Annotated in this window: 11 protein-coding genes; 6 read left to right on the top strand and 5 right to left on the bottom strand. The window is 69.6% G+C overall.

Annotation, left to right across the window (positions count from 1 at the left end; genetic code table 11):
- Nucleotides 1-51: 51 nt before the first annotated feature.
- On the bottom strand, nucleotides 52-453 hold the full coding sequence (locus tag ABZ552_RS08640; protein ID WP_357436238.1) for a nuclear transport factor 2 family protein: 402 nt from the start codon (nucleotides 451-453) through the stop codon (nucleotides 52-54).
- A 71-nt stretch (nucleotides 454-524) separates the two neighbouring features.
- Between ABZ552_RS08640 and ABZ552_RS08645 the strand changes: the two genes are divergently transcribed.
- Nucleotides 525-1,451 (top strand): LysR family transcriptional regulator, encoded by a 927-nt coding sequence (locus ABZ552_RS08645; protein WP_357436240.1) that lies wholly within the window; start codon nucleotides 525-527, stop codon nucleotides 1,449-1,451.
- A gap of 92 nt (nucleotides 1,452-1,543) precedes the next feature.
- Nucleotides 1,544-2,245: a nucleoside/nucleotide kinase family protein gene (locus ABZ552_RS08650; protein ID WP_357436242.1), complete on the top strand. Its 702-nt coding sequence runs from the start codon at nucleotides 1,544-1,546 to the stop codon at nucleotides 2,243-2,245.
- Here ABZ552_RS08650 and ABZ552_RS08655 read toward each other — a convergent pair.
- Entirely contained in the window at nucleotides 2,232-3,128 is an 897-nt protein-coding gene (locus ABZ552_RS08655) for an RNA polymerase sigma-70 factor (RefSeq protein WP_281877467.1), read from the bottom strand. The genes ABZ552_RS08650 and ABZ552_RS08655 overlap by 14 nt on opposite strands.
- 164 nt (nucleotides 3,129-3,292) lie before the next feature.
- A complete protein-coding gene (locus ABZ552_RS08660) occupies nucleotides 3,293-4,480 on the bottom strand; it encodes an FAD-dependent oxidoreductase (protein ID WP_357436244.1) in 1,188 nt (395 codons plus the stop codon).
- A gap of 172 nt (nucleotides 4,481-4,652) precedes the next feature.
- Here ABZ552_RS08660 and ABZ552_RS08665 point away from each other — a divergent pair, with 172 nt between their 5' ends.
- Nucleotides 4,653-5,201 carry a potassium channel family protein gene (locus ABZ552_RS08665; protein ID WP_281877471.1) on the top strand — a complete coding sequence of 183 codons (549 nt, stop codon included), beginning with the start codon at nucleotides 4,653-4,655 and terminating at the stop codon, nucleotides 5,199-5,201.
- A gap of 21 nt (nucleotides 5,202-5,222) precedes the next feature.
- Here ABZ552_RS08665 and pgi read toward each other — a convergent pair whose 3' ends face one another.
- Nucleotides 5,223-6,860 carry a glucose-6-phosphate isomerase gene (pgi, locus tag ABZ552_RS08670; protein ID WP_281917240.1) on the bottom strand — a complete coding sequence of 546 codons (1,638 nt, stop codon included), beginning with the start codon at nucleotides 6,858-6,860 and terminating at the stop codon, nucleotides 5,223-5,225.
- Between the two features lie 207 nt (nucleotides 6,861-7,067).
- On the opposite strand from pgi, the gene ABZ552_RS08675 reads away from it, so the two are divergent.
- Nucleotides 7,068-8,525, top strand: coding sequence for an NAD-dependent succinate-semialdehyde dehydrogenase (locus ABZ552_RS08675; RefSeq protein WP_281877473.1), 1,458 nt, complete (start codon nucleotides 7,068-7,070; stop codon nucleotides 8,523-8,525).
- A 111-nt stretch (nucleotides 8,526-8,636) separates the two neighbouring features.
- Here the strand turns inward: ABZ552_RS08675 and ABZ552_RS08680 are convergent, their stop codons facing one another.
- On the bottom strand, nucleotides 8,637-8,930 hold the full coding sequence (locus tag ABZ552_RS08680) for a chorismate mutase (protein WP_159843126.1): 294 nt from the start codon (nucleotides 8,928-8,930) through the stop codon (nucleotides 8,637-8,639).
- A 383-nt stretch (nucleotides 8,931-9,313) separates the two neighbouring features.
- Between ABZ552_RS08680 and pcrA the strand changes: the two genes are divergently transcribed.
- Together pcrA and ABZ552_RS08690 are read left to right on the top strand one after the other, a co-directional pair.
- Nucleotides 9,314-11,899, top strand: coding sequence for a DNA helicase PcrA (pcrA, locus tag ABZ552_RS08685; RefSeq protein WP_281877474.1), 2,586 nt, complete (start codon nucleotides 9,314-9,316; stop codon nucleotides 11,897-11,899).
- Between the two features lie 57 nt (nucleotides 11,900-11,956).
- Entirely contained in the window at nucleotides 11,957-12,382 is a 426-nt protein-coding gene (locus ABZ552_RS08690; protein ID WP_357436247.1) for a hypothetical protein, read from the top strand.
- The last annotated feature ends 58 nt before the right edge of the window (nucleotides 12,383-12,440 follow it).

The following is a 12,440-nucleotide window of genomic DNA, read 5'->3' on the forward strand; positions in this document are numbered from 1 at the left end:
AGACTCCCGGCGTTCCTGTCCAGGGGCTAACGCCCGCTCGCGTATTCGGTGTCAGGCGGGCGGGGTGAGTACGCGTTCGACCAACGCCGTATCGCAGTACTCGACCACTTCGCGCAACTTCCCGTCGGCGACGCGGAAGACGAAGCAGTAGGTCTGGTCGTAGGTCTCCCCGCGTGTGGTCACGGCCTCCGCGCGGGCCTGCACGATCACGCGGTCGTCCGCGGCGACGATCGTGTCCGCGGCGCTGCGGTATTCGGTGAACTGCTGCATCAACGGCTGCAACAGTTGTTCCAGCACAACATCTTTCGGCTCCCAGGTGCCGCTCCAGGACCAGTCGCCGGGGAAGACCCAGCGGAAATCGTCGGCCATGGCGTCGCTCAGCGCGCGGGTGTTGCCGAGCGACATCTGCTCGAAGATGTCGGTGAGCAGCTTCTTGTTCTCCATCGCGGTCATGACGACGACGCTAGGGTCACCGAATGCATGCGACAAGCGACTATCTCGCATATCTGGTATGAGCAATACGCATGGAAGAATTCACCGTGGCCGGTCTGCGCGTGGTACGGGAGGCCGCCGCCTGCGGCTCGTTCTCCACCGCGGCGGAGCGCCTCGGCTACACCCAGTCCGCGGTGTCCAGACAGATCGCGCTCATGGAACGGGCTGCGGGTCGCGCTCTGTTCGAGCGGCACGCCCGCGGCGTGCGGCCCACCGAGGCGGGACGCGTCGTGCTGCGCCATGCGGAGGTGATCCTCGGCGAACTGGACCAGGCCCGGCAGGACATCCATCAGCTCGCGGCGCGCCCGCCGGGCCGCTTGCGCGTCGGCGCGTTCTCCACCGCCATGGCCGCCTTGGTGCCCCGGGCCATCGCCGCGACGGCCGCCCGCGACCGGCAGGTGTGCGTCTCGCTGCGGGAGGGACTCAGCCCCAGGCTGCTCACTGCCGTCGCACGGGGACGCCTCGACCTCGCCGTAGTGACCGCCCCGGACACCCCGCCCGCCGGAGTCGAACTCGAGCCACTGGTCGACGACCCGTTGCTCGTCGCGGTCGCCGCCACACACCCGCTCGCGGGCGCGGTCAGCGCGACGCCCGGACAACTGCGCGACGAACGATGGATCGCGGGCAGCCAGGACGCGTCCGCGACCCTGCTCGGCGCATGGCGTGACCCCGGCTGGGAGCCGGACATCGCGTTCGTCGCACGCGACTGGTTCGCCAAACTCGGCCTGGTCGCGGCCGGACAGGGGAGCACGGTGGTGCCCGGCATCGCCGTCCCCGTCCTGCCGCCCACTATCGCACTGCTACGGATCGATCACCCGTCCGCGGTCCGGCGAACAGTCATCGCCCATCGCGGCGACCGCGGCACCGCCGAAGCGCGTGCCGAGTTCGCCGAAGCGCTGCGCGACCAGGCGGCAGAATTGTCCGCCCACGTGCGCCAACGCCTTCGGGCCGGTACGTGACAGCCCGCGCGCCGACTGGTCACCCTGTGGACGAGTGTGGATATCTTCGCGGGGTCGGTGCCCGGCGGGAAGGCGCAGGTAGTGTGGCGGCGGTGGCAGGGGAGTTCGTCGAGAGACCATTGAGCCGGCTGGTCCGGCGGCTGCGGGACGGGGCCGCGCGGGGACGGTTCCTGCTCGGCATCGCGGGGCCGCCGGGCGCGGGCAAGTCGACATTGTCGGTGGCGTTACGCGACGCGATCAACGCCGCGGCGGGCGACGTGATCGCCGAGATCGCTCCCATGGACGGATTTCACCTGAGCAACGAGGTCTTGCGGGCCACGGAAAGCCTTGCGCGCAAGGGCGAGCCGGACACGTTCGACGTCGACGGTTACATCGCGGCGCTGCGCCGCCTGCGCACCACACCGGTGGGCGAGCCGGTGCCGTGGCCCACGTTCGACCGGTCCGTCGATGCCCCGGTGCCGGGCGGGGTGGTCTTCGACCGGCATTCCATCGTCCTCACCGAGGGAAACTACCTGCTGCTCGACGACTTCGGAACGCGGCGGTGGTCGGTGGTCCGCACCCTCCTGGACGAATGCTGGTACCTGGACGCCGCGCGGGAGACGATCGAGGATCGCCTGCTGGACAGGCATCTTCGCGGTGGGCGTACGCCCGCGGCGGCGCGCGACAAGGTGTACCGCAGTGACTTGCCGAACGCCGATCTCGTCGCCACCACCAAGGAGCGCGCCGACCTCGTGCTGCGCGAGCATGCGGGCAGCTACACGGTGGTTGCCCCGCCGCCACTCAGCGCCGGGTGAGAACGGTCTCGGATCCGACGCGAGTCAGCTTCTCCGGATTGCGGACGTAGTAGAGACCGGCGATGCGGCCGTTCTCGACACGGGCCGCCATCACGCCGTCGAGTTCACCGTCCAGGCTGAACAGGAGTGCGGGATTGCCGTTGACCACGCTGGGACCGATGGTGAGCGTAGCCGCGGTCCTGCCCAGACCGCCCGTCACGAAGCGAACCACCCGGTTCGCGCCGACGATCGGCCGCAGCGCCGCCTGCTTGACTCCGCCGCCGTCGCTGACGACGACCACATCGGGAGCGAGCACGTCCAGCAGGCCCTGCAGGTCCCTGGTCTCCAGCGCCCGCTGGAACGACTCCAGGACCGCCCGGGTCTCCTGCACGGAGACCACCGACCGCGGACGACGGGCGTCCACGTGTTTGCGGGCGCGGTGGGCGATCTGGCGCACGGCCGCCGGGGTCTTGTCCACGGCGGCCGCGATCTCCTCGTAGCCGATGCCGAACGCCTCGCGCAGCACGAAGACGGCGCGCTCGGTCGGCGACAGCGTCTCGAGCACGAGCATCAGCGCCATCGACATGCTCTCGGCCAGTTCCACATCCTCGGCCACGTCCGGCGTGGTGAGCAGCGGCTCGGGCAGCCAGGGGCCGACGTACGCCTCCTTGCGCCGCCGCATCGTGCGCAGCCGGTTGAGCGACTGCCTGGTCGTGATCCGGACCAGATACGCGCGCTCGTCGCGCACCTGGTCGGAGTCGACCTCGACCCACCGCAGCCAGGTCTCCTGCAGGACGTCCTCGGCGTCGGCCGCGGACCCCAGCATCTCGTAGGCGACGGTGAACAGCAGGTTTCGGTGCGCGACGAAAGCCTCGGTCGCCGGGTCGGTGGCATGGCCGCTCATCGTCCGGCCCTCTCCGGGCCGGCCGGGCACGGTTGCCGTCCGCCTGCACGCGTCGCATCCACCGGCAAGGTCCCTTTCGTTGCGAGTCATTCCATCCGATCCACCGGATCGGCGCGGTCGAGCGTAGGACACCGCCCGGCGCAGGACGGTGGTGCATGACCCGTTCAGGTGGAGGCCAGCGCGTCGCCGCGCTCGGCTTCCAGCAGCCGCCCGCGCTTGTCGTTCTCGAATCCCCAAGTGAAAGAACCCGGTTCACGCGCCTCGTCCGCCAATTCCTTGACGACGTTCCGGCAGGCGAACTCCTTGATCTTCGCCGCGAGCCTGCCGCCGAGGTAGAACCGGTTCGCGATGTCGTCCCGGGAGGCGAACTGTACGGTGGCGGCGCGCCGGCCCAGGCCGATGCACTGGCCGAAGTAACCCACGTCGATGGCCGCGGGCCGGGCTCCCGCGATCCGGGCCAGCACCGTGTCGGCAGCGTGTGCGCCGAGCGGGCGCGCGGTCTGGCAGCTCATCCGCAACGGCAGGTCCGACGGCGCCGCCGAATCCCCGGCGGCGACGATGCGCTCGTCGTCCACGCTCGTCAACGTCTCGTCGGTGCGCAGGCGGCCCGTGACGTCGGTGCTCAGTCCACTGCGCGCGGCAAGATCCGGCACGCCGAATCCGGCGGTCCAGATGGTCACCGCGCTCGACAGTGTGTGGCCGCCGCTGAGCCGCACGGTCTCGCGGGTCACCGACGTCACCCTCGACTCGGGACCTTCGAGCACGGTCACACCGAGTTTCGCCAGCCGCTTGGACACCGAGCGCCGACCCCTGGGATGCAGATACGGACCGAGCGCGCCGCCGCACAGCAACGTCACCCGGCGGCCTTGCTCCGCCAGCTCGGCGGCCGTCTCCATGCCCGTGGCACCGGCTCCCACGACCGTCAGCGAGGCGGTCACGGGCGTGGCGTCGAGCACCGGCCGCAGCCGCTGGGCCTCCTCCAGGGTGGTGATCGGGTAGGCGAACTCGGCCGCTCCGGGCACACTCGGGTCGGCGCTGCCACTGCCCACCGCGTAGATCAGGAAGTCGTAGCCGACCGGGCCGCCGGACGCCAACCACACGCGACGCTCGGCCGCGTCGATCCGGATCGCGGTGTCGACCACCAGCCGGACGCGTTCGGCCAAGACCTCCCCGTAGTCGACCATCGCCTCGTGCGACCCACCCACCAGTTGGTGCAGGCGAATCCGCTCGACGAAACGCGGCCGCGGGTTGACCAGGGTGACTGTCACGTCGTCCCGCCGCGTCAGGCGATTGGCTGCCATGACGCCGGCGTATCCGCCGCCGACCACGACCACCTCGGTGTTGCCAGTCATGGTGTCTCCTTCGCTTCGAGGTTCGAGCACAAGACACCGGGTGCGCGATCGGCGTGACGTCATGTGATAGGGATCACTTGGAGGGCGTTGGATCCACGACATTCGAAGGCGACCTCGCGTCCTCCGGCGCGTGCCCCGGCTCAGGTGCTCTACCTGGGCCGATGATGAGGGGATGACGGAGAATCGCGCAGTCGGCAGATTTTCGCGGGCCCTGCACAATTTGCTGGCCGTGGTGTGCGCTCTGCTCTTCTATTACTTCTTGCCGCTGGAGGCGGTGTCTTTCGATCGACTGTCCGGCGTGCCGGCGTTGCTCGCGTTCGTCGTCGGCGTCGCCGGGCTGATCTGGCTGGCCCGGTGGCGCATCCGGCGGTACGTCAGGGATCCCCGCGCGACCGTCGGACGGATCAACGACGTGCTGCTGGTGGTCTGCGTCGTCGTGACGTTCTTCGCCCTCTACTACTACGTGCTGGAACTGCGCGCCCCCGGTCAGTTCGAGGGCCTGCACACGCGCACCGACGCGCTCTACTACACGATGGTCACGCTGGGCACGATCGGCTACGGCGACGTGCACGCGGTCGGTACCGCCGCGAAAGTGGCCACCATGGTGCAGGTCGCTTTCGACCTCGGCGTCATCGGCATCCTGATCGCGATCTCGACCTCGCACATCATTCAGCAGTTGGACGAAGCTCAACGCAACCGCCCGGCCGGCGGCGCCGACTGACGCCGCGGACGCGGGCCGGGCTCAGCGGTGCGCGCGGTACCAGCGAATCAGTGAGTCGGTCGACGAATCGTCCTGCGCCTGCGGGTCTTCCGGCGCCGTGAGCAGCGGGGCCAGGGCGAGCGCCTGCTGCTTGCCGAGTTCGACACCCCACTGGTCGAAGCTGTCGATGCCCCAGATGGTGCCCTCCACGAAGACTTGGTGCTCGTAGAGCGCGATGAGCTGGCCCACGACGGACGGGGTGAGCCGCGGCGCGAGGATGGTTGTAGAGGGACGGTTGCCCGGCATCACCTTGTGCGGCACGATCGCCGGATCGGTGCCCTCCGCGGCGATCTCCTCGGCGGTCTTGCCGAACGCGAGCACCTTGGTCTGCGCGAACAGGTTGCTCATCAGGATGTCGTGCATGCTGCCGGTGCCGTCGCTGGTCGCCAGATCGTCGGTGGGCTGCGCGAATCCGATGAAGTCCGCCGGGACGAGCCGGGTGCCCTGGTGCAGCAATTGGTAGAAGGCGTGCTGGCCGTTGGTGCCCGGTTCGCCCCAGAAGATCTCGCCGGTGGCGGTGGTGACCGGAGTGCCGTCGGCCCGGACCGACTTCCCGTTGGACTCCATGGTCAACTGCTGCAGGTAGGCGGGGAAACGGGCGAGATCGTTCGAATACGGCAGCACGGCGTGCGATTCCGCGCCGAAGAAATTCGAATACCAGACGCCGAGCAGCCCGAGCAGCACCGGGGCGTTCGCCTCCAGCGGCGCCTCGGCGAAATGCCGGTCCACCGCGTGCATGCCGGCGAGGAACTCGGCGAAGCGCTCCTTGCCGATGGTCGCCATCACCGACAGGCCGATCGCCGAGGCCACCGAGTACCGGCCGCCGACCCAATCCCAGAACCCGAACATGTTGTCGGTGTCGATCCCGAACTTCGCGACCCGTTCGGCATTGGTGGACACCGCGACGAAGTGCTTGGCCACGGCGTCCTCGCCGAGCGCGGCGACCAGCCAGCGCCGGGCCGCGGTCGCGTTGGTGAGCGTCTCCAGGGTGGAGAAGGTCTTGGACGCGACGATGAACAGCGTGGTGGCCGGATCCAGCCCGTCCAGCTTCGCGACCAGGTCGGCGGGATCGACGTTGGAGACGAACCGCGCGCCGATGCCCGCGTCCTCGTAGTGCCGCAGCGCCTGGTGCACCATGACCGGACCCAGGTCCGACCCGCCGATGCCGATGTTGACCACCGTCGTGATGCGCTCGCCGGTCGCCCCGCGCCACGCCCCGGAGCGCAGCGCGTCGGTGAACTCGCCCATCCGCCGCAGCACCCGGTGCACCTCGGCGCCCGCGTCGACGCCGTCGATGATCATGGTCGAGCCTTCGGGCAGTCGCAGCGCGACGTGGCCGACCGCGCGGTCCTCGGAGGTGTTGATGTGCTCGCCCCGGAACATCGCGTCGCGCCGCTCGGCCACGCCCGCCTCGCGGGCCAATTCGACCAGCAGGTGCAGGGTTTCCCGGTTCACGCGGTGCTTGCTGTAGTCGATGTGCAGGTCCGCCACCTGGACGGTCAGCTCGCCGCCTCGGGCCGGATCGTCGGCGAAGAACTCCCTGAGGTGTCGTCCCGCGACGGTGCCGTGGTGATCGTGCAGTTTCCGCCATGCCGCCGTCGCGGTGATGTCGCTGCTCACGTTCGCCGAGAGTACAAGCAGGCATCGCCGCGCGCACGGGCGCGTACGCGGAGAGTCGGCCGGACCTGCGCCGATGCCGAGGTGAAAATCCTCTGTGCCACACCGGACTCGCCGGGTGGCGGCCGCCCGCGACACGCCGTGTCTGCCCCGGGTCGCGGTGGCGCGCGTTCCCGCTGCGCTGGCGCCGGGGAGGCATAGGCTGGCGTCATGGTGTCCGAACGTGAACTTCTCGAATCCGTGCCGACGCAGTTGTGGATCGGTGGACGGCCGGTCGACGCCACCGGGGCGGGTACTTTCCCGGTGCACAATCCCGCGACCGGCGAAGTGCTGACGAATGTCGCGGACGCGACGCCGGAAGACGCGCTGCGCGCACTCGACGCCGCCGTCGCGGCGCAGGACTCGTGGGCGGCCACGCCCGCCAGGGAGCGCGGGGAGATCCTGCGCGCGGTGTTCGAGCGGATCACCGCCCGCGCGGAGGAGTTCGCCCTGCTGATGACCCTGGAGATGGGCAAAGCGCTGCCGGAGAGCCGCAACGAGGTGCGTTACGGCGCGGAATTCTTCCGCTGGTTCAGTGAGGAGGCCGCCCGGGTGCACGGGCGCTACCTGCACGCGCCTTCCGGCACCGGCCGGATCATGGTGCACAAGCAGCCGGTCGGCCCCTGCCTGGCCATCACTCCGTGGAACTTCCCGCTCGCCATGGGCACGCGCAAGATCGGCCCGGCTCTGGCCGCGGGCTGCACGATGATCGTCAAGCCCGCCTCGGCGACGCCGCTGACCATGCTGCTGCTGGCGCAGCTGTGCAGCGAGGCGGGATTGCCCGACGGCGTGCTGTCGGTGCTCACCTCCAGCCGCTCCGGCGCGGTGACCCAACCGCTGCTCGACGATTCCCGGCTGCGCAAGCTCACCTTCACCGGCTCCACCGAGGTGGGCAAGAAGCTGGTGGAGAAATCCGCGAACCGGTTGCTGCGCACCTCGATGGAACTCGGCGGCAACGCGCCGTTCGTCGTGTTCGGCGACGCCGACGTCGACGCCGCCGTGCAGGGCGCGATGCTGGCCAAACTGCGCAACGGCGGGGAGGCGTGCACCGCCGCCAACCGTTTCCACGTGCACAACAGCGTGCTCGAGGAGTTCACCACCAAGCTGGTCGAGGCGATGGAGAGCAGCGTGCGGCTCGGGCCGGGCGCCGATCCGGACACCACGCTGGGCCCGCTGATCAACGAGGAGCAACTGCGCACGGTCGGCGAGCTGGTGGACGACGCCGTGGCGAAGGGCGCGCGGGTGCTGATCGGCGGCAAGGCGCCCGACGGCCCCGGCTGGTTCTACCCGGCGACGGTCCTGAGCGACGTCCCGCCGCAGGCCAGGATCCTGCGCGAGGAGGTCTTCGGCCCGGTCGCCCCGATCGTCGGCTTCGACACCGAGGAGCAGGGGCTCGCCGCCGCCAACGACACGGAATTCGGACTGGTCAGCTACGTCTACACCCGCGACCTCGACCGCGCCCTGCGGATCGCCGAGGGCCTGGAATCCGGCATGGTGGGCGTCAACCGCGGCGTCATCTCCGACCCCGCCGCCCCCTTCGGCGGCGTCAAGGAGTCCGGCTTCGGCCGCGAGGGCGGCACGGAGGGGATCGAGGAGTACCTGTCCACCAAGTACATCGCGCTCACGTGAGCGAAGGCGGCCGCATCCGGCCGTGGACATGAAACGACCGCCCCGGGGCCTTCACACCCGGGGCGGCCTGTTCGGAAGCGACGGTCTCGCGAGCGCCGCGTGGCTCTCAGTTCAGTGGCCGAGCCGGCCGCGGCCGAGGCGAAGCAGCAGCATGGCGAGCGTGTGGCCTTCCTGGCCGAGCTCGCTGAAACGCTCCAGCACCTTCATCTCGCGGCTGTGCACCAGGCGCGGCCCGCCCGACGCCATGCGCGTCCGGCCGATGATCCGGGAGACTTCCGTCCGGCGCTTGATCGCGGCCAGGATCTCCGCGTCGAGACGGTCGATCTCCTTGCGGAGTTTGTCGATCTCGGCCTCGGTCTGCGGCAGCGCGGATTCGGATCCGGTCGTCGTGGCAGGGGTGCTCATCATTCATCTCCTCGTGTCAGAACATCGATCGGCGCGTGCTCGCGGCTCGTTACCGACCAGTTCTTTCACCGTGAAACAGACCTGGTGGGGCCTTGATTGTCCCCCCAGAAGGTGCGCTCAGGTACAGGCTCCGCGAACCCGGCGTCCGGCTGGCAGCCGAATCGGATGTCTTGCGAAAACGCTGAGCATGTCGCCAGTGTGCCACGGGCTGGGGGGTATGCAAAACGTATACGTTTGGGAATCGCGCGAGAAACGCAGGTCGTTTCGCCGGTGCTTCCCACCAGGGGGAGTTCATCCGCCGTTCAGTCCTCCGGCGCCGAACCGATACCGATGTCACCCGGGGCTTCATCTCTGTCGGTGGCCGCCGGTAGCGTGGATGGGCGATGGACATCACGGTGGCTCCCAAGACGCAGGCCGGTCGGGTCGTGCACCCGGATCCGACATCGAAACCGCAGTTCGCCGGCGGTAACGCAGCGGAGGGGTCGCAGCCTGCCGCCATTCCGGAGGCGCCGCCGACGGACGCCGAGCGCGAGCGGCAGCGCGTCGAGCGCGAGCAGCGTCGCGCCGAGGAGGCCGAACGCCTGCTCGACGGCCTGAATCCGCAGCAGCGCGCGGCGGTCGTGCACACCGGGTCGCCGCTGCTCATCGTGGCGGGCGCGGGCTCGGGCAAGACGGCCGTGCTCACCCGCCGCATCGCCTATCTGCTGGCCGCCCGCGGCGTCACCCCGGGCCAGGTGCTCGCCATCACGTTCACCAACAAAGCCGCCGCCGAGATGCGAGAGCGGGTGACCGGGCTGGTCGGTCCGCGCGCGAACAGCATGTGGGTGTCGACCTTCCACTCCAGTTGCGTGCGTATCCTGCGCACCCAGGCCGCGCTGCTGCCCGGGCTGAACTCCAACTTCTCGATCTACGACGCGGACGATTCGCGGCGCCTGCTCACCATGATCAGCCGCGACCTGGACATCGACACCAAGAAGTACTCGGCACGCCTGCTCGCGACCGCGATTTCGAATCTGAAGAACGAACTCATCGATCCCGCCCGTGCCACCGCGGACGCGGAATCGGACGACACGGAGCTGCCCGGCCTGGTGGCCAAGGTCTACACCGAGTATCAGCGCAGGCTGCGCTCGGCGAACGCGCTGGACTTCGACGACCTCATCGGCGAGACGGTGGCGCTGCTGCAGAACCACCCGCAGGTCGCCGAGTACTACCGCCGCCGGTTCCGGCACGTGCTCGTGGACGAGTACCAGGACACCAACCACGCGCAGTACGTCCTGGTCCGCGAACTGGTCGGCCACCACGTGGACGACGGGGCCGAGGACCGGGTGCCGCCGAGTGAACTGTGCGTGGTTGGCGACGCCGACCAGTCCATCTACGCCTTCCGCGGCGCGACCATCCGCAATATCGAGGAGTTCGAGCGCGACTTCCCCGACGCCGAAACCATCCTGCTGGAGCAGAACTACCGCTCCACCCAGCACATCCTCTCCGCCGCCAACGCGGTGATCTCGCGCAACGAGAACCGGCGGGACAAGAAGCTGTGGACCGATTCCGGCGAGGGCGATCTGATCACCGGTTACGTCGCCGACAACGAGCACGACGAGGCGTCGTTCGTCGCCCGCGAGATCGACCGGCTGGTCGACCAGGGCGAGGCCAACTACGGCGACGTCGCGGTGTTCTATCGCACCAACAACAACTCCCGCGCGCTGGAAGAGATCTTCATCCGGATGGGCCTGCCCTACAAGGTGGTCGGCGGCGTCCGCTTCTACGAGCGCAAAGAGGTGCGCGACATCGTCGCCTACCTGCGGGTGCTGGAGAACCCGGAGGACGCGGTGAGCATGCGCCGCATCCTGAACACGCCGCGCCGCGGCATCGGCGACCGGGCCGAAGCCTGTGTGGCGGTCCATGCCGAGCAGCGCGGGATCGGTTTCGCCGCCGCGCTGCGCGACGCCGCCGAAGGCAAAGTGGCGCTGCTGAACACGCGTGCGCAGCGAGCCATCGCGGGCTTCCTCGATCTGCTCGACGACATCCGGGCGGCGGGTGAGCGAGACGACTCGGACTTCCCCGACGTGGGTAACGTCGTGGAGGCGGTGCTCGAGCGGACCGGTTATCGCGCCGAACTGGAAGCGTCCGACGACCCGCAGGACGGCGCCCGGCTGGACAACCTCAACGAGTTGGTCAGTGTCGCGCGGGAGTTCAGCTCCGAGGCGCACAACAACGCGGAGGCGGCCCGCCAGGAGGGGCTGCTGCCCGAGGTGGGCGAAGGGGAGCCGGATCCCGGTTCGCTCGCCGCGTTCCTCGAGCGGGTCTCCCTGGTGGCGGATACCGATCAGATTCCGGACGAGGGCTCCGGCGTGGTCACGATGATGACGCTGCACACCGCCAAGGGCCTGGAATTCCCCGTGGTGTTCGTGACGGGCTGGGAGGACGGGCAGTTCCCGCACATGCGGGCGCTCGGCGATCCGACCGAGCTGGCCGAGGAACGCCGCCTCGCCTACGTCGGCATCACCAGGGCCCGGCGGCGCCTGTATCTGACGCGTGCGGTGGTGCGGTCCGGCTGGGGGCAGCCGGTGTCGAACCCGGAATCGCGATTCTTGCAGGAAATTCCGGGTCATCTCATCGATTGGCGGCGGCTGGAGCCCGCCGGCTCGCCCGGGACGCGCGGCATCCGGCGGCGTGGCGGGGACGACGACGGGTTGGAGCGGGACTGGACGCGCGGCGACGGATGGTCGGAGCCGCGGCCCGGCCTGCGGGATCGCGGGCCGCGCAGGCCCGCTCCCGGCGGCGCGACCCGCAACAACACGAACCTGGTGCTCGCGGTGGGCGATCGGGTCAGCGACGACAAGTACGGTCTCGGCCGTGTGATCGCCGCGGAGGGCTTCGGGCCGCTGGCCACGGTGACCATCGATTTCGGCACCGCGGGCAAGATCCGGTTGATTCCGCAGTACAGCCGGACCTTGGTCAAGCTTTGACCCGCGCGGGCCTTCGGCCCCTGCCCGCGTCCGGCTCGCGCCGGTAGGGTCCGCGACGTGGATACGATCGCGCAGCACATCCTGTGGTTCCTGCCCATGCTCTGGCTCGGCATGGTGCTGGCCATCTCGTTCCTGGAAGCGCCGCTGAAGTTCCGGGCCCCCGGCGTCACGCTGGCGCTGGGGCTCGGCATCGGCCGCTTGGTGTTCCGCGCGCTGAACATCGCCGAGGCCGTGCTCGCCGCGCTACTGGTGCTCGCGGCACTGATCGTCGGCTCCGGCACCGCGACCTGGGTGTGGTTGGGCGTGGCCGCGGTCGTGCTGGCCGTTCAGATCGTGGTGGTTCGCCCGCCGCTGACCCGCCGGTCCGATCGCGTACTCGCGGGCGAGGAACTGCCGCGCTCGCACGCGCACTACTGGTACATCGGCCTGGAGGTCGCCAAGGTCGTCGCGTTGGTCGGCCTCGCGATCGCCGCGGCGCCGTAGGCGCGGTCGCCGCGGCCGGTTCCGTCGGTGGTACGTCATTCTGGATCCATGACGATCT

This window comes from Nocardia sp. NPDC019219 (assembly GCF_040632645.1).
Classification (GTDB): domain Bacteria; phylum Actinomycetota; class Actinomycetes; order Mycobacteriales; family Mycobacteriaceae; genus Nocardia; species Nocardia sputorum.

Coding starts and splice junctions, on each gene's coding strand:
- ABZ552_RS08675 (WP_281877473.1), top strand. CDS start 7,068: ATGGTGTCCGAACGTGAACTTCTCGAATCCGTGCCGACGCAGTTGTGG.
- ABZ552_RS08680 (WP_159843126.1), bottom strand. CDS start 8,930: ATGAGCACCCCTGCCACGACGACCGGATCCGAATCCGCGCTGCCGCAG.
- ABZ552_RS08645 (WP_357436240.1), top strand. CDS start 525: ATGGAAGAATTCACCGTGGCCGGTCTGCGCGTGGTACGGGAGGCCGCC.
- ABZ552_RS08660 (WP_357436244.1), bottom strand. CDS start 4,480: ATGACTGGCAACACCGAGGTGGTCGTGGTCGGCGGCGGATACGCCGGC.
- pcrA (WP_281877474.1), top strand. CDS start 9,314: ATGGACATCACGGTGGCTCCCAAGACGCAGGCCGGTCGGGTCGTGCAC.
- ABZ552_RS08665 (WP_281877471.1), top strand. CDS start 4,653: ATGACGGAGAATCGCGCAGTCGGCAGATTTTCGCGGGCCCTGCACAAT.
- ABZ552_RS08655 (WP_281877467.1), bottom strand. CDS start 3,128: ATGAGCGGCCATGCCACCGACCCGGCGACCGAGGCTTTCGTCGCGCAC.
- ABZ552_RS08640 (WP_357436238.1), bottom strand. CDS start 453: ATGACCGCGATGGAGAACAAGAAGCTGCTCACCGACATCTTCGAGCAG.